At 71.7% G+C, this 16,258-nt stretch carries 15 protein-coding genes; 6 read left to right on the top strand and 9 right to left on the bottom strand.

Annotation, left to right across the window (positions count from 1 at the left end; all coding sequences use genetic code 11):
• Window positions 1–42 precede the first annotated feature (42 nt).
• Window positions 43–2,619, top strand: a complete 2,577-nt coding sequence (locus ACTWP8_RS01600) for a beta-glucosidase H (protein ID WP_443320315.1) — start codon at window positions 43–45, stop codon at window positions 2,617–2,619.
• A 274-nt stretch (window positions 2,620–2,893) separates the two neighbouring features.
• Here ACTWP8_RS01600 and ACTWP8_RS01595 read toward each other — a convergent pair whose 3' ends face one another.
• Complete coding sequence (locus ACTWP8_RS01595; protein WP_443320314.1) at window positions 2,894–3,826, bottom strand: SGNH/GDSL hydrolase family protein; 933 nt, start codon at window positions 3,824–3,826, stop codon at window positions 2,894–2,896.
• 462 nt (window positions 3,827–4,288) lie between these two features.
• Between ACTWP8_RS01595 and ACTWP8_RS01590 the strand changes: the two genes are divergently transcribed.
• Both ACTWP8_RS01590 and ACTWP8_RS01585 read left to right on the top strand, forming a co-directional pair.
• The gene (locus ACTWP8_RS01590) at window positions 4,289–4,783 is read left to right on the top strand and encodes a DUF3145 domain-containing protein (RefSeq protein ID WP_443317221.1); all 495 of its coding nucleotides are present in this window, start codon (window positions 4,289–4,291) and stop codon (window positions 4,781–4,783) included.
• Window positions 4,784–4,862: 79 nt separating this feature from the next.
• The gene (locus tag ACTWP8_RS01585) at window positions 4,863–5,738 is read left to right on the top strand and encodes an NAD(P)-dependent oxidoreductase (protein ID WP_443320313.1); all 876 of its coding nucleotides are present in this window, start codon (window positions 4,863–4,865) and stop codon (window positions 5,736–5,738) included.
• 76 nt (window positions 5,739–5,814) lie between these two features.
• Here ACTWP8_RS01585 and fabF read toward each other — a convergent pair whose 3' ends face one another.
• The 5 genes from fabF to ACTWP8_RS01560 all read right to left on the bottom strand — a co-directional run bounded on the left by fabF (window position 5,815) and on the right by ACTWP8_RS01560 (window position 10,771).
• Window positions 5,815–7,077: a beta-ketoacyl-ACP synthase II gene (gene fabF, locus ACTWP8_RS01580; RefSeq protein ID WP_443320312.1), complete on the bottom strand. Its 1,263-nt coding sequence runs from the start codon at window positions 7,075–7,077 to the stop codon at window positions 5,815–5,817.
• A 76-nt stretch (window positions 7,078–7,153) separates the two neighbouring features.
• Window positions 7,154–7,402 (bottom strand): acyl carrier protein, encoded by a 249-nt coding sequence (locus tag ACTWP8_RS01575; RefSeq protein ID WP_443317218.1) that lies wholly within the window; start codon window positions 7,400–7,402, stop codon window positions 7,154–7,156.
• 53 nt (window positions 7,403–7,455) lie between these two features.
• A complete protein-coding gene (locus ACTWP8_RS01570; RefSeq protein WP_443320311.1) occupies window positions 7,456–8,490 on the bottom strand; it encodes a ketoacyl-ACP synthase III in 1,035 nt (344 codons plus the stop codon).
• 14 nt (window positions 8,491–8,504) lie between these two features.
• Window positions 8,505–9,479 carry an ACP S-malonyltransferase gene (locus tag ACTWP8_RS01565; RefSeq protein ID WP_443320310.1) on the bottom strand — a complete coding sequence of 325 codons (975 nt, stop codon included), beginning with the start codon at window positions 9,477–9,479 and terminating at the stop codon, window positions 8,505–8,507.
• Window positions 9,480–9,568: 89 nt separating this feature from the next.
• On the bottom strand, window positions 9,569–10,771 hold the full coding sequence (locus ACTWP8_RS01560) for a PucR family transcriptional regulator (protein WP_443320309.1): 1,203 nt from the start codon (window positions 10,769–10,771) through the stop codon (window positions 9,569–9,571).
• Window positions 10,772–10,822: 51 nt separating this feature from the next.
• On the opposite strand from ACTWP8_RS01560, the gene ACTWP8_RS01555 reads away from it, so the two are divergent.
• Window positions 10,823–11,479, top strand: a complete 657-nt coding sequence (locus ACTWP8_RS01555) for a pirin family protein (protein WP_443320308.1) — start codon at window positions 10,823–10,825, stop codon at window positions 11,477–11,479.
• On the opposite strand, the gene ACTWP8_RS01550 is transcribed toward ACTWP8_RS01555, so the two are convergent.
• On the bottom strand, window positions 11,476–12,294 hold the full coding sequence (locus ACTWP8_RS01550; RefSeq protein WP_443320307.1) for a serine hydrolase domain-containing protein: 819 nt from the start codon (window positions 12,292–12,294) through the stop codon (window positions 11,476–11,478). The genes ACTWP8_RS01555 and ACTWP8_RS01550 overlap by 4 nt on opposite strands.
• A gap of 149 nt (window positions 12,295–12,443) precedes the next feature.
• Between ACTWP8_RS01550 and ACTWP8_RS01545 the strand changes: the two genes are divergently transcribed.
• Complete coding sequence (locus tag ACTWP8_RS01545; RefSeq protein ID WP_443320306.1) at window positions 12,444–12,902, top strand: MerR family transcriptional regulator; 459 nt, start codon at window positions 12,444–12,446, stop codon at window positions 12,900–12,902.
• Window positions 12,903–12,906: 4 nt separating this feature from the next.
• Window positions 12,907–13,932, top strand: a complete 1,026-nt coding sequence (locus tag ACTWP8_RS01540) for an aldo/keto reductase (RefSeq protein ID WP_443320305.1) — start codon at window positions 12,907–12,909, stop codon at window positions 13,930–13,932.
• 84 nt (window positions 13,933–14,016) lie between these two features.
• Here the strand turns inward: ACTWP8_RS01540 and ACTWP8_RS01535 are convergent, their stop codons facing one another.
• Together ACTWP8_RS01535 and ACTWP8_RS01530 are read right to left on the bottom strand one after the other, a co-directional pair.
• Entirely contained in the window at window positions 14,017–14,937 is a 921-nt protein-coding gene (locus ACTWP8_RS01535; RefSeq protein ID WP_443320304.1) for a DUF4429 domain-containing protein, read from the bottom strand.
• Window positions 14,938–14,993: 56 nt separating this feature from the next.
• Window positions 14,994–16,232, bottom strand: coding sequence for an alpha/beta hydrolase (locus tag ACTWP8_RS01530; RefSeq protein WP_443320303.1), 1,239 nt, complete (start codon window positions 16,230–16,232; stop codon window positions 14,994–14,996).
• Window positions 16,233–16,258: the final 26 nt, after the last annotated feature.

The following is a 16,258-nucleotide window of genomic DNA, read 5'->3' as shown; positions in this document are numbered from 1 at the left end:
TCCGGACCATTCAGAATCCGGGCCATTCCGAGGGGGTCGACGATGACCACGCGGGACGCAGAACGGAATGCGGCTCGGTCCGCTGCTCGCAAACCGGCAGCGGGTCAGGACGCCGCCCGCGAGGCTGTGGTGGAGAGCGCGCTCGGCAAGCTCGATCTGGACACGAAGGCCCGGCTGCTCGCCGGTCAGGACACCTGGTCGCTGCCCGCAATCCCCGGGATCGGGCTGCGGTCCCTGGTCATGTCCGACGGCCCGATCGGCGTACGCGGGGTGCGCTGGACCGCCGCCGACCCATCCGTCGCCCTGCCCAGCCCCACCGCGCTCGCCGCCACCTGGGACCCGGAACTCGCCCGCCGCGCCGGCCACCTCCTCGCCCAGGAGGCCCGCCGCAAGGGGGTCCACGTCCTCCTCGCACCGACCGTCAACCTGCATCGCTCGCCGCTCGGCGGCCGCCACTTCGAGTGCTACTCCGAGGACCCGTACCTCACCGGTGAGATCGGCACCGGCTACGTGCGGGGTGTCCAGGAGGGCGGCGTCGGCACCACCGTGAAGCACTTCGTCGCCAACGACGCCGAGACCGAGCGCTTCACCGTGAACAACAAGGTCCCGCCGCGCCCGCTGCGCGAGCTCTACCTCGCCCCCTTCGAGGCCATCGTGAAGAGCGCCCGCCCCTGGGGGATCATGTCCGCCTACAACTCGGTCAACGGCACCACGATGACGGCCCACCGCCGGCTCCAGCACGACGTCCTGCGGCGAGAGTGGGGCTTCGACGGCATCGTCGTCTCCGACTGGATGGCCGCCCGCGACACCACGGGAGCGATCAACGGCGGCTTGGACGTGGCCATGCCCGGGCCCACGACCGTCTACGGAGAGGCCCTCGCCGCCGCAGTACGGGACGGCCGGGTCGACGAGTCCGCCGTCGACCGTGCCGTACGGAACGTGCTCCGCCTCGCCGCCCGCGTCGGCGCCCTCGACGGCGCACCCGCCGCCGTCGCGCCCGGTGACTTCCCCGCGGCGGTCGACGGTGACGCACTCGCCCGCGAAATCGCCCGCCGCGCCTTCGTCCTCGTACGCAACGAGCAGCAGGTCCTGCCAATCGACACGGCCCGCGTCCGCACGGTCGCCCTCATCGGCGCCGCCGCCCGCGACGCCCGGATCCTCGGCGGCGGCTCCGCCGAGGTCTTCCCTCACCACGTCGTCTCCCCGCTCGACGGGCTCCGGGCCGCGCTCCCCGAGGGCATCGGGCTCAGCTACGCCCTCGGCGCCGACCCCAGCGACGAACTCGCCGTCGCGGACACGGGATTCGAGCTGCGCGCCGTCTGCCGGGACGCCGAAGGGCGCGAGCTCGGCGGCGAACCGCTGCCGAACGGCCAGGTGCAGTGGCTGGGCGACTTCCCCGAGGGCGTCCGCTACGAGGCGCTGCACACCCTCGAGATCGCCGGCACCTTCACCCCGCGCGAGAGCGGCGGCCATGCCTTCGGCACCAAGGGACTCGGCGGTTTCACCCTCACGGTCGGCGGCCGGGTCCTCTTCGAGGGCGTCCAGGAGCCCGGCCACGACGATCTCTTCGAGGCCTTCTCCGGCTCGCCGATCCCGCGCGGCGAACTGGAACTGACCGCGGGCGAGCCCGTCGAGATCTCCCTGACCTGCACGGTCGCCAAGTTCCCCGACGCCCCGCTGCCCGCCGTCAGCTGCGCACTGGTCCACGGCGACCCGGTGCGCGACCCCGACGAGCTGATGGAGGAGGCCGTAGCCACCGCGGCCGCCGCCGACACCGCGGTCGTGGTGGTCGCCACCACCGAGCGGGTGGAGAGCGAGGGCTTCGACCGCACGACCCTCGCACTGCCCGGCCGCCAGGACGCGCTCGTACACCGGGTGGCCGCCGCCAATCCGCGCACCGTCGTCGTCGTCAACTCCGGCTCGCCGGTGGAGCTTCCGTGGCGCGAGAAGGTCTCGGCCGTGCTCCTCGGCTGGTTCCCCGGGCAGGAGGCGGGCGCGGCCCTCGCGGGCGTCCTGCTCGGCGACCACGAACCGGGCGGCCGCCTGCCCACCACCTGGCCGGCCGCCCGCGCCGACGCCCCGGTGACCCGGGTCGTGCCCGACGGTGGCGAACTCCCCTACGACGAGGGCGTCTTCATCGGCTACCGCGCCTGGGAGAGGGCGGGCGCCACGCCCGCGTACCCCTTCGGCCACGGCCTCGGCTACACCACCTGGGAGTACCAGGGCATCGAACTCTCCGGCGCCGGGCCCACCACGGTCACGGTCCACGTCCGCAATACGGGAACGCGCCCAGGCCGCGAGGTCGTCCAGATCTACCTCGCGCCCACCGACGGAGCCCAGGTGGAAGGCGCCCCCGCCGGCAGCCAGACCTCTGCCGGCAGCCAGGCCTTCGCCGACGAATCGTCTGATCGCCCCACCCGCTGGCTCGCGGGCTTCGCCTCGGTCGAGGCCGCCCCCGGCGAGACCGTCAGGGCCGCCATCCCGCTCCGGCGCCGGGCGTTCGAGGTCTGGGACGAGCAGAAGGCCACCTGGCGCTTCGTCCCCGGCACCTACGCGGTGGAGGCCGGGCGCTCGGTCGCCGACCGACGGCTGACCACCACCCTCGACGCGAGGGCGTGACGGAGCGGCAGGAACGGCGGCAGTGCCGACAGTTCGGGCGCTCGGGCCACTGCGGGCGCCGCAAGCGGTACTGGCGGCACGCGCCACCCGCGCCTCACGAGCCGCACTTTCGGTACTGACGGTGGCGGTGGCGGTTGCTGCATTGCGCATCTGAATCACTCCCCCGCTTCGGACGGTTCTGCTTCTGTTACACCGCAGACCGCCCGCGGGTTCCGTGAACAGCCCGCGGCTACAACACCTGCTCCCTCTACTCCACCTGCTCCACCCGCTCCACCTACTCCCTCGCCGTGATCCTCCGGTACGCCATGTCCGCCAGCCGCTCCTGACCGTTCCTGCTCGGGTGGAACCAGTCCCACCTGCTCAGCTGCGCGCCGGTGAAGCGGTAACGGAAGACCTCTCCGCCGTCGTACCGGCACAGCGGGTCCTTGCCGCAGACCTCCCTCAGCGCGGAGTTGTACGCCACCACCCGGTCGTACACCTGCTGCCTGCGGTCAGCCGACGCCTGGTCCGTCGCATCAGGCTCGCTCAGCATCGAGGCGCAGATCCCCAGCCTCCACACCTGCTTGCCGAACGCGCTCTGCCGTCCCTCGGCCCACAGCCGCTTGAGATCCGGGATGCTCGCCACATATACCTGCGTCTTGGGCAGCGCGCGCCGGAGTCTCTTGAGCGCGGTCTCGAAGTCGGCGCGGAAGGCGGCGACCGGGGTCATCAGAGCGGTGCTGTCGCGGCACGCGTCATTCGCCCCGAGCATCACGGTCACCAGCTCCGGCCTTTCGGTGACGGCCGCCGCGACCTGCCCCGGCAGGTCGGCCATCCGGGCCCCGTTCCTCGCGTGGTTCCAGCTGCTCCGCGCCGGATCCTTGAGCAGCCGCTGCGCCAGGCTCCCGACCTGCGGATCCGTCCCCGTCGACCAGGACACCTCGGGACAGTCGGTGAGTATGCCGCAGGCGTCGAAGCCGCGGGTGATGGAGTCACCCAGCGCAGCGATCGAGCCGGGACTCGTGTCCCACAGAGGGGTGGGTTTGGGGCGGGGGCGTTGGGTGGCCGCCGCGGACCGCCCGCCCGCCCGCTCGTCACTGTCGTCGTCACATCCGGTGAACGAGGGGGCCCCGACGAGCACCGCCGCCACCACGAGAGCTGCGGCGGCACGGCCCCGGCGCTCGCGCCGGAGTGCGCGCCGGTCTGCGCGCTCGTGGCCTTCCCGCATCCGCGTTCCCCCTTCCAGCGGCGGCAAGGGCTTCCTCCCGCTTTCCCACCAGGAGGACGTATTGGGCCGATCGGACGTTCCCCGATCGAAGGTTACGTGACGTCCCGGCGAGTGAAAGCTTCGTCGATATCTGCTCGGGACCGACGGTACGTCACACCTGGGCCTCTGCCGCACGGTAGCTTTTCCCCGTGGCGTCGGGCTGCTGCGCCTCGGGATCAGCGACCTGACGACCCGTCGACCCAGAGGAGAGAGAGTGCGTTCCCGGTAACCCGGTAAATTACATCACGTCACATGCTGTCCCTTTTGCAGAGATTTGCTCTCCGTAGTGTTTACTGCAAGTGACCTCGGGAGCTGGTACGGAAGAGACCCGTGGGGCAGGATGTCAGGTGCTGTCCCGGACGCGACCGGTACGGGCACGAGGCCGCTGGGGAAGGCGAACCTCGTCCCACACTGGAGGTCCCGGTGACGACACGTGGAGTTCTGTACGTGCACTCCGCACCGCGTGCGCTGTGCCCGCACGTCGAATGGGCCGTCGCGGGCGTCCTCGGCGTGCGCGTCAGCCTCGACTGGATCAGGCAGCCCGCCTCGCCAGGCACATGGCGAGCCGAGTTCTCCTGGCAGGGCGAGCCGGGCACCGCGTCCAAACTCGCGTCCGCCCTGCGCGGCTGGCACCTGCTCCGCTTCGAGGTGACCGCTGAGCCCTGCCCCACAGCCGAGGGCGAGCGCTACAGCTCCACGCCGGACCTCGGCATCTTCCATGCCGTCACCGGTATCCACGGCGACATTCTGATCCCCGAGGACCGGCTGCGCGCCGCCCTCGCCAGAGCAGGCCGCGGCGAGACCGACCTCGAGGCCGAGATCGCCAGACTCCTGGGCAAGCCGTGGGACGACGAGTTGGAGCCCTTCCGGTACGCGGGTGAGGGCGCGCCGGTCCGGTGGCTGCACCAGGTGGTGTGAGCGCCCCCGGTCCGTAAGCGCGCAGCACCGGGCGCGGCAGGTTTCGCTTGGAGCGCGCTCAACCCCGTAGCGTGCCCTTATGCCTGACAGAACCTCAGTGGCCGTGCTGGGCACCGGCATCATGGGGGCGGCGATGGCCCGCAACCTGTGCCGCGCCGGGCTGGACGTCCGCGTCTGGAACCGCACCCGCGACAAGGCCGAACCGCTCGCCGCCGACGGTGCCCGTATCGCCGACGATCCCGCCGCGGCCGTCGAGGGCGCCGGTGTCGTCCTGACCATGCTCTACGACGGTCCCGCCGCGCTCCGGACCATGCGCTCCGCCGCCACCGCCCTGGCCCCCGGGACCGTATGGGCCCAGTCCACCACCGCGGGCCTCGACGCCCTCGAACCGCTCGCCGCCTTCGCGGGCGAACACGACCTGCTCTTCGTCGACGCGCCGGTCCTCGGCACCCGCCAACCCGCGGAGGACGGTCAGCTGACCGTACTCGCCGCAGGGCCCGAGGAGGCCCGCACCGCCCTGGCGCCCGTCTTCGAGGCCATCGGCAGCCGTACGGTCTGGATCGCCGACGACGGCGCCAGCGGCGCCGCCACGCGCCTCAAACTGGTCTGCAACAGCTGGGTGCTGGCCCTCAACAACAGCACCGCGGAGGCCCTCGCCCTCGCCGAGGGCCTGGGCGTCGAGCCGCAGGGCTTCCTCGACGCCATCGCGGGTGGGGCGCTGGACTGCGGCTACCTCCGCGCCAAGGCCGCGGCCATCATGACGGGCGACTACACGCCGAACTTCGCCGTCTCAACGGCCGGAAAGGACGCCCGGCTGATCGTGGAGGCGGGCGAGGAGGCCGGCGTACGGCTGGACGTGGCCGCGGCGGGCCTGGAACGCCTGCGCCGCGCGGAGCGGCAGGGGCACGGCGACGAGGACATGGCGGCCAGCTACTTCGCGAGCTTCGCGGACTGATCCGCGGCCACCCGCGAAAATCCCTGTGGGGGCGGACCCGACGGGCCCGCCCCCACAGGGATTGAGGTGTGGAGGCTCAGACGGTCCTGAAGGCCAGGACGACGTTGTGGCCGCCGAAGCCGAAGGAGTCGTTGAGCGCCGCGATGGTGCCCTCCGGGAGCACACGGGCCTCACCGCGTACGACGTCCGCGTCGGCCTCGGGGTCGAGGTTCTCGACGTTGATCGTCGGCGGGGCGAGCCGGTGGTGCAGCGCGAGCACGGTGGCGACCGTCTCGATGCCGCCCGCGCCGCCGAGGAGGTGACCGGTCATCGACTTCGTGGCCGACAGGGCCATGTGGTCGACGTCCTCGCCGAAGACCTTGCGCAGCGCCTTGATCTCGGCCACGTCGCCCTGCGGGGTGGACGTGGCGTGCGCGTTGATGTGCGCGATCTCGGACGGCTTGAGGTCGCTCCCGGCCAGCAGGTTCCGCAGTGCGTGCGCGATGCCGCTGCCGGACGGCTCGGGCTGCGTGATGTGGTGCGCGTCCGCGGAGATGCCCTGGCCGAGCGCCTCGGCGTACACCCTGGCGCCGCGCTTGGCCGCGTGCTCCGCCGACTCCAGCACGACCACACCCGCGCCCTCGCCGAGCACGAAGCCGTCACGGGCCTGGTCGTACGGCCGCGAGGCGCCTTCCGGGTCGTCGTTGTTCTTCGACATCGCCATCATGTTGCCGAACGCGGCGATCGGCAGCGGGTGGACGGCCGCCTCGGTGCCGCCCGCGACGACCACGTCGGCGCGGCCGGTGCGGATCATCTCGATCGCGTAGCCGATGGCCTCGGCGCCCGAAGCGCAGGCGCTGACCGGGGTGTGCACGCCCGCGCGGGCGCCGACCTCGAGGCCGACGTTGGCCGCGGGGCTGTTCGGCATGAGCATGGGCACGGTGTGCGGGGAGACGCGCCGGACGCCCTTCTCCTTGAGCACGTCGTACTGGTCGAGCAGCGTGGTGACACCGCCGATGCCGGAGGCGATGACCGCGCCCAGGCGCTCCGGCTCGATGGCGGCGTCTTCGCCGGCCTTGGCGGTGAAGCCCGCGTCGGCCCAGGCCTCGCGGGCGGCGATCAGCGCGAACTGCGCCGAGCGGTCCAGCTTGCGCGCCTGCGGACGGGCGATGATCTCGCCCGGCTCCACGGCGATCTGTGCGGCGATACGCACCGGGAGGTCCACGGCCCAGTCCTGCTTGAGCGCGCTGACGCCCGAGCGTCCGGCGATCAGGCCTTCCCAGGTCGATGCGCTGTCGCCACCCAGCGGTGTGGTTGCGCCGATACCGGTGACGACCACAGTGCGATTGGTCGCGTTCACAGGAATTCTTTCTCCACGTGTCGAGGGGTCCGAATCGACGGCGCCACCGCGGGGTGGCGACAAACGCTCGGCTGGATCAGGCCTGGTGCTTGAGGATGTAGTCGACAGCGTCGCCCACGGTCTTGAGGTTCTTGACGTCGTCGTCCGGGATCTTCACGTCGAAGCGCTCCTCGGCAGCGACGACGACCTCGACCATGGACAGCGAGTCGACGTCCAGGTCGTCGGTGAACGACTTGTCGCTCTGGACATCCTCGGTGGGGATACCGGCGATCTCGTTCACGATCTCCGCGAGACCCTCGACGATCTCTTCCTGGGTGGCGGCCATGGCGGCGCTCCTTCTGTGTTTTCGCTTTCGCTGAATGCGGGGGTGGATCTTGCCTAGGGGAGAGTAACGACCGTGGCGGCGTAGACGAGACCCGCCCCGAAGCCGATGACGAGCGCGGTGTCGCCGCTCTTCGCCTGCCCGGTCGCCAGCATCCGCTCCATCGCGAGCGGAATCGAGGCGGCCGAGGTGTTGCCGGTGGTCTCCACGTCGCGGGCGACCGTGACGTGCTCCGGCAGTTTGAGAGTCTTCACCATCGAGTCGATGATCCGCATGTTGGCCTGGTGCGGGATGAAGACATCCAGGTCGTCCGGGGTGACTCCGGCCGCGTCCAGCGCTTGCTGGGCGACCTTCGCCATCTCGAACACCGCCCAGCGGAAGACGGTTTGGCCTTCCTGGCGGATGGCCGGGAACTTCAGCTCGCCGTCCTCGCCGAGGGGAAGCTCCGCCACGTCGCCGACACGGAAGCCGTCCCAGGCGACGGTCTGCGTGATGACGTCGGCCTTGTCGCCCTCGGAGCCCCAGACGGTGGGGCCCATGGCGGGCTCCTGGGACGGGCCCACGACGACCGCGCCGGCGCCGTCGCCGAAGAGGAAGGCGGTGGAGCGGTCGGTCATGTCGGTGAGGTCGGAGAGGCGCTCGACACCCACCACGAGCACGTACTCCGCGCTGCCCTCGACGATAAGGCCCTTGGCGATCGTCAAGCCGTAGCCGAAGCCCGCGCAGGCCGCGGAGATGTCGAAGGCGGCGGCCTTGCCCGAACCGAGCCGGTGCGTGATCTCCGTGGCGATGGACGGGGTCTGCTTGAAGTGCGAGACCGTCGAGATCACGACCGTGTCGATCTGCTCGGCCGTGATCCCCGACGCCGCAATCGCCTTGCCCGCGGCCTCGACGGACATTTCGGCGACCGTCTCGTCAGGGCCCGCCCAGTGCCGGGTCGCGATGCCGGAGCGCGAACGGATCCACTCGTCGGACGAGTCGATGTGCTTCAGGATCTCCTCGTTCGGCACCACGCGCGTGGGGCGGTAGCCGCCGACGCCGAGGATCCGCGCATACGGGGCGCCCTTACTGGGTCTGATCTTCGCGGTCATGCTGTTCGCGGCTCCTATTCGGCGGTCGTGTCGGAAGGCGAGGCGCCCGGCGCGGCAGCGGCTGATGTCGCAGTGGCGATGAGCTCGCGGGCCGCGTCCAGTTGGTCCGGGGTCTTCAGCGCGACGGTCTTCACCCCGGGCAGGGCGCGCTTGGCGAGGCCGGTGAGCGTGCCGCCGGGGCACAGCTCGATCATCGCCGTCACGCCGAGCCGCTGGAACGTCTCCATGCACTGGTCCCAGCGGACCGGGTTGGACACCTGGTTGACCAGGCGCTGCACGACCTCGCCGCCGGTGGCGACGACTTCGCCGTCCTTGTTGGACACGTACGCCGTACTCGGGTCCTCGACCGCGAGATCGGGGACCAGGGCCTCCAGGGTCTCGACCGCGGGGGCCATGTGGTGGGTGTGGAACGCACCTGCCACCTTCAGTGGGATGACGCGGGCCTTCTCCGGCCTGTTCTCGGCGAGGGCGGTGAGTTGTTCTGCGGTGCCCGCGGCGACGATCTGCCCGGCGCCGTTCATGTTCGCCGGGGTCAGGCCGAGGCCCTTCAGGTGCGCGACCACGGCGTCGGGGTCGCCGCCGAGAACCGCGGACATGCCGGTCTCGGTCACGGCCGCGGCCTTCGCCATCGCCAGGCCCCGCTGCCGTACGAGCGACATGGCGGCCTCGGGCTTCAGCACGCCGGTCGCGGCGGCCACGGTGATCTCACCGACGCTGTGACCCGCGGCGGCTCCCGCGAGGCGGGCGACGTCGCCGGGCGTCGCGAACAGCTGCTGCGCGGAGATCAGACCGGCGGCGACCAGCAGGGGCTGCGCCACTGCGGTGTCGCGGATCTCCTCCGCGTCGGCCTTGGTGCCGTAGTGCACCAAGTCGAGTTCGGTGACGGCCGACCACTCCGCAAGGCGTTCTGTGACGCCGGGAAGGTCGAGCCAGGGGGTCAGGAAGCCGGGCGCCTGGGCGCCCTGGCCGGGAGCGACGAGTACGAGCACTCTCACACTCTCTCTTGTGGATGGTCAGTGCCGCCGGTGGGGACAGGGACCAAGAACCGTCAGGGGAATTGTGGGTGTCCAACAAAAGGCTAGAGCTTCGATTCGGCGTCGGCCAGACGCCCCAGAATCAGCGCAATACGCAGGGTGAACGCTGAACGTACATCGGAGGGCGACCATCCGGTGACATCGGTCACACGTCGGAGCCGGTAGCGCACGGTGTTGGGGTGCACGAACAGCATCCGCGCGGCGCCCTCCAGACTGCTCGCCTGCTCCAGATAAACGCTCAAGGTCTCCAGAAGTGCCGAGCCGGCTTCCTCGAGCGGTCTGTAGATCTCCTCCACCAGCTGCTCGCGCGCCGAGGCGTCGCCCGCCATCGCCCGCTCGGGGAGCAGATCGTCCGCGATGACGGGGCGGGGGGCGTCCGGCCAGGCACCGCAGGCCCGCAGGCCCGCGGCCGCCGCGTGCGCGGACCGGGTCGCGGACAGCAGATCGCCGACGACGGGACCGGCGACCACGGGACCCGCGGCGAACGGCCCGATCAGCGCCTTCGCTGTACGGATCGGGTCGTTGCTGCCGCCCGCGATCACGACGAGGCGGTCGCCGAGCACCCCGGTGAGGACCTGGAGCTTGGCGTGCCGGGCGGCGCGGCGGATCGCCTCGACCGTCAACTCGCTGTCGCCGTTGGGGGCTGTGCCAAGGACGACGATGACGTGCTCGGGGGAGTTCCAGCCGAGGGCGGCCGCGCGGGACAGGGCGCCCTCGTCCGCCTCGCCCGACAGCACGGCGTTGACGACCAGCGACTCGAGCCGGGCGTCCCAGGCGCCGCGGGCCTCGGCGGCCTGCGCGTACACCTGGGCGGTGGCGAAGGCGATCTCGCGGGCGTAGACGAGCAGGGCCTCGCGCAGCGCCGACTCGTCGCCGGGGGCCGCCACCTCGTCGATGGCGGACTCCATGACCTCGATCGTGGTGCGCACCATCTCGACGGTCTGGCGGAGCGTGATGGCGCGGGTCAGCTCGCGGGGCGCGGTCCCGAACACGTCGGTGCTGATGGCCTGCGGGGTCTCCGGGTGCCGGAACCACTCGGTGAAGGCCGCGATGCCGGCCTGCGCGACGAGACCGATCCAGGACCGGTTCTCGGGCGGCATGGCGCGATACCACGGCAGCGTTTCGTCCATGCGGGCGATGGCGTTCGCTGCGAGGCGGCCGGAGGACTTCTCCAGCCGCCGCAGGGTCGCGGCGTGGGGGTGAGCGTCGGTGGATCCGGAATCAGGCACGGGACAAGCCTGCCTCATGAGGGCGGGTGTGCGGGGCGGCGGGGGGCGGGACGGGGCTACGGTGGTGGGATGACCGAGGTGTGGCGGGCCCGGGAGCGCTATCGGGGCGGGGACGCGGAGGCCGGGGTCGAGACGCTGCACGCGTTCTCCTTCGGACACCACTACGACCCGGACAACGTGCGCTTCGGGGCGCTGTTGGCCTGCAACGAGGAGCGGCTGGCGCCGGGGGCGGGCTTCGAGGAACATCCGCACCGGGACGTGGAGCTGGTCACCTGGGTCGTCGAGGGTGAGCTCACCCACCGCGACTCCGCGGGCCACGCCACCGCCGTACGCGCCGGTGATGTGCAGCGGCTCAGCGCGGGCAGCGGGGTGCGGCACGTGGAGCGGAACGACGGGCGGGTACCGCTCGTCTTCGTGCAGATGTGGCTGGAGCCCTCGCGGCGGCCGGGCGGAGAACCGGAGTACGAGGTGGTGCGGGGCATCGCCGACGGCACGCCGTACGCGCTGGAGCGGGCCGGCGCCGTGCTCCACGTACGGCGGCTCCGGGACGGGGAGCGCAGCGCCCTGCCGGACGCGCCGCGGGTGTACGTGCACGTGGTGCGCGGTGAGGTGCGGCTGGCCCCGGCCGTGCTGGGACCGGGCGACGCGGCGCGGATCTCCGGATGCCGGGACCGCGAGGTGACCGCGGAGGGTGCGGCCGAGTTCCTGGTGTGGGAGATGCGCTAGGCGGCGCGCAGTTCGGCCAGCACCGCGTCCGTGAACGGCGGCCAGGCGTCGACCGCCCACGGGCCGAACGGCCGGTCCGTCAGCGCGACGCAGGCGGCTCCCGCCTCCGGGTCGACCCACAGGAACGTGCCGGACTGGCCGAAGTGTCCGAAGGTGCGGGGCGAGGACGAAGAGCCCGTCCAGTGGGGGGACTTGGCGTCGCGGATCTCGACGCCCAGGCCCCAGTCGTTGGGCTTCTGGTGCCCATAGCCGGGAAGCACGCCTGAGAGGCCCGGGTGGACGACGGCGGTCGCCTCGGCGACGGTCCGCGGGTGCAGCAGCTGCGGCGCCTGCAGCTCGGCGGCGAAGCGGGCGAGGTCGGAGGCCGTCGAGACACCGTCCTTGGCGGGGGAGCCCGGCAGGTCTGTGGAGCCCATGCCGAGCGGCTCCAGGACCGCCTGCCTGAGGTACTCGGCGAAGGGGATGTCGGTGGCCTTGGCGATGTGGTCGCCGAGAACCTCGAAGCCCGCGTTGGAGTAGAGACGGCGGGTGCCGGGCGCGGCCGTGGTGCGGTGCTCGTCGAAGGCCAGACCCGAGGTGTGCGCGAGCAGGTGCCGCACCGTCGACCCCTCGGGCCCCGCGGGCTCGTCGAGCTCGACCGCGCCCTCCTCGTACGCGACGAGCACGGCGTAGGCGGCCAGCGGCTTGGTGACCGAGGCGAGCTCGAAACGGCGGTCCACCGGTCCGTACGCTCCGGCGAGCGTGCCGTCCGCCCGTACGACGGCGGCTGCGGCGGTCGGGACCGGCCAGTTCTCGATCAGGCGCAGGCTCTGCATGGGCCCGAGCCTAACGCGGGGCGCTGAGCTCCCTTGCGGCGGTCCGTGGCCGGAAATCGGTGGGGACCCGCCCTTGCTTGGAGTGCACTCCAACTCTCTAGCGTTGGGCTCGTCGCGAGGGCTCCGACCTGGGAAGGATGGTGAACGGCATGACCGTGACAGAGAGCGCGCTCGGCCAGGCGCAGCAGCAGCATGCGACGGCAACCGCTCCGCAGCGGCGGCCGACCGGGCAGGACCACTACACGATCAGCGAGGTCGTGTCCTGGACCGGGCTCACCGCCCACACCCTGCGCTGGTACGAGCGGATCGGCCTGATGCCGCACATCGACCGGTCACACACCGGGCAGCGCCGCTACAGCAATCGCGACCTCGACTGGCTCGCCTTCGTCGGCAAGCTGCGGCTGACCGGAATGCCGGTCGCGGACATGGTCCGCTACGCCGAGCTGGTGCGCACGGGCGAGCAGACCTTCGAGGACCGGCGGGAGCTGCTGGAGACGCACCGCGACAAAGTACGGCAGCGGATCACGGAGCTGCAGGAGACCCTCACGGTCCTCGACTACAAGATCGACCATTATGCAGACGCCCGGCGGGCGTCGGAGAGGTCCTGACTCGATGAGCAACGAGGGCAACGAAAAGATCGCACAGGTGGCGCTGGGCACGGGAGGGCCCCAGGTCGGGGTGCAGGGCCTCGGCTGCATGGGCATGAGCGAGTTCTACGGGGAGACCGACGAGGCGGCCGCGCGGGAGACGTTGGAGGCGGCGCTGGAACGGGGCGTCACCCTGTTCGACACCGCCGATGTGTACGGCTCGGGCGCCAATGAGGAGTTCCTCGCGCCGTTCGTGCAGGCGCGCCGCGACGAGATCGTCCTGGCGACGAAGTTCTCGATCGTCCGCAAGGCCGACGACCCGCACTACCGCGGGATACGCAACGACCGGCCGTACATCCGCGAGTCCGTCGAGGGCAGCCTGCGGCGCCTGGGCGTGGATCAGATCGACCTCTACTACATGCACCGGCGCGATGTGAACGTGCCGATCGAGGAGACCGTCGGCGCGATGGCCGAGCTGGTGCAGGAGGGGAAGGTCAAGCACCTGGGGCTGAGCGAGGTTACGGGGGCGGAGCTACGTGCGGCACACACCGTGCACCCGATCGCCGCTCTCCAGTCGGAGTGGTCGATTTTCAGCCGTGACGTGGAGCGGACGGCCGTACCGGCGGCGGCCGAGCTCGGCGTGGCCTTCGTTCCGTACTCGCCACTCGGACGCGGCTTCCTGACCGGCTCGTTCGTGCACGCTGACAAGGAGCTGGCGGCCGACGACTTCCGGCAGTTCCAGCCCCGCTTCACCGGGGACAACGCGGCGGCGAACGCGGCGCTCCTGGAGCCCGTACGGTCGATCGCCGCGGAGCGCGGGGCGACGCTCGGGCAGGTCGCCCTGGCGTGGGTGCAGCAGCGGGCCGGGGTGCACGGCCTGCCGGTCGTGCCGATCCCCGGGACGCGCAGGCCCAGCCGGGTGGAGGAGAACGCGGCCGCGACCCGGCTCGTGCTGACCGAGCAGGAACTGGCGCTGCTGGAGCCGATCGCAGACAAGGTCGCGGGCGGGCGGTACGCAGACATGACCCACACGTCGGCCGGGCGCGAGTGAGGGCGTAGGAGGGGCTCGCCGGGGACGGGACGGCGAGACGGGGCGGGCTCCTGGCGAGGCGGAGCAGGACTCCCGCTGTGCGGGCTACAACTCCGCCAGCAGCTCGGCCTTCTTCGCGCTGAACTCGTCGTCCGTCAGCAGCCCCGCGTCGTGCAGCGCGCCCAAGTGCCGGATGCGGTCCGCGATGTCGGCCGGGTCGGGGCGGGCCTTGTCGGCCCCTGTCAGGGCGGCCACGGTCCGGCCGGGCCCGGCCGGCATCGCGTCCTCGTCCGGCTCCGCGGCCCGTACGGCTTCCAGCACCGCGGCCGCGAACGGCAGCGACTCGTGCACCAGCCCGTAACCGAGCCCGAAGACGACCGCCGCCGGATCCTGGTCCGCGGCACCGGGCTGCTCGCCGCGGGGCGTACAGCCGGCGGCGTCCGCCCCGTCGCGCAGCACCAGCCGCAGATGCCCGTTGAAGACCTCGGGCGAACGCCACTCGACACCGGCCAGCTCGTCCACCGGGAAGTTCTGGTCACCGGCCTTCCACTTGGCCGACGACGCGCCCGTCCAGAACCAGCGGAAGGCGACCGACTTCCCGTCGAAGGACGCCTTGCCGTCGTAGGCCTTGAAGCCCCGCGGCGGTGCGGGCGCCGCGACCAGGTAGCGGTCGGCGGGCTCGGTCCCCGAACTGCCCAGCGCGGCCCGCATCTCGTCCGCGTAGTACTCGGCCAGCACCTCCCGCTCGGCCGGGAGCACGAGCCGGTACGGGTCGCTGCCCTCCTTCAACTGCCCGTCCGCCGCGTCCATCAGCGGATCGGCGCCGGGTCGGGGCACCGCGCGCAGCGCCACCGTCCCCCGCTTGCCAGGAGCGAGTTCCACCGCTGCCAGCGCTTCGTAGGGGATGCGCCGCTCGCCGAGCACCTGGAACAGCTTCGGCGTGCGGATCCCCCGTTCGAAGCGGATGAGCACGGAGTCCGTGTCGAACTCCCAGACGGTGTGAAAACCGGCCAGCACATCACCCATGCGGCTCATCGTATGCGGCGATCGCCCGCCCGTCCCCCTTCTGAACGCTACGCGCGTCAAACGTCTGCGGGTCCGTGGATCCCTGCCCGGCAGTCCGGCCCGCGCCCCGCCGCGCAGTCCACGGAGCCCAGAGCCCCTACCCCGATCTCGGCGAAATTCTCCAGACTGTCGGTGCCTGGCTCGAAATAGCCGGCGTGGCCGAAAGCCCGGTCCGCGGAGAGCACCCGCGCCCCGAAGCCCTGGGAGACCGGGTCGGCGCCGTGTCCCAGCGCCCCGAACTCCATGTACGGGACGTCCTGGATCCAGTCGTCGGCGTCCCGGGTGGCCCACACACGCGCCCGGGTGCCGAGCCCCGCGGCGTTCTCCACCCGCATGCCGGGGCTGCCGGCCACGGCGATGTCGGTCACCTTCGGTGACAGCTTGTTCGCGGCGACGCCGCAGACCACGGAGCCGTAGCTGTGGCAGAACAGCGAGACCCGGGAGGCTGCGCTCAGCGAGTCGACGAAGGAGTCCAGCCGTACGGCGCCCTCCTCGGCGAGTCGCCCGGTCGCGGCGTCCACCCCGAGACCCGCGGGCGAGGTGTAGTCGGCCCACGCCACCACGGCCGTGCGGGCATCCGGGCGTTCGGCGCGCTGGGCCTCGTAGAGGGATTGGGCCATGCCGACGGGGGCGGTGTACGTCCGTTCGGTGCGCTCGAAGTTCACCAGATTGGTGTCCACTCCAGGGACGACGACCGACACTTGGCGAGCTTGTGAGAGGTCGCCGAAGACCTCGGCGGCGCGGCCGGGCCCCGTCGGGTCGAAGGCGAGGATCTGCCGCCCCTCGGTCAGCATCGACTCGAACCGGTGCATGAGACGACCTGCCTCCTGGCGGCCCACCTCGGTGAGCCGCTGGTCGTTCATGCGCTCCTTCGCCGTACGGCGGGCGTCGTCGAGAGCGATCCGGTTCGCGTGGTAGCGCAGCTCCACAGGCGCGCCGCCCAGGTTGCCCACGACCAGCGGAAACCGATCGGCCAGACGGCTTTTCTGAGCCGCCGTGAGCGAGCGGAAGAAGCGGGCCAGGGTGCGGGGCGCGGACTCCGGGTCGGGCAGGTCACGGCCGCCTATCGACGCGGTCCTCCAGGCCGCGACGGCGGCTTCGCGCGGTCCGCCGGCAGGGTGGTGGTGCCGGATCGCTGTCCAGCCGGTAGTGGCCAGCAGCACGAACACGACAGCCAGGGCGAGCACCGCGCGCCAGACCGGGGAGTCGCCGGGCCAGGATGTTGGGGAGGAGCCGAGCTCAGGGAAAGAAGACACTGCGGGACACCCTAGGAGAAGGGCAG

It is taken from the genome of Streptomyces sp. 7N604 (assembly GCF_052245475.1).
Taxonomy (GTDB): domain Bacteria; phylum Actinomycetota; class Actinomycetes; order Streptomycetales; family Streptomycetaceae; genus Streptomyces.
This window is presented reverse-complemented; position numbering and strand designations above follow the sequence as displayed.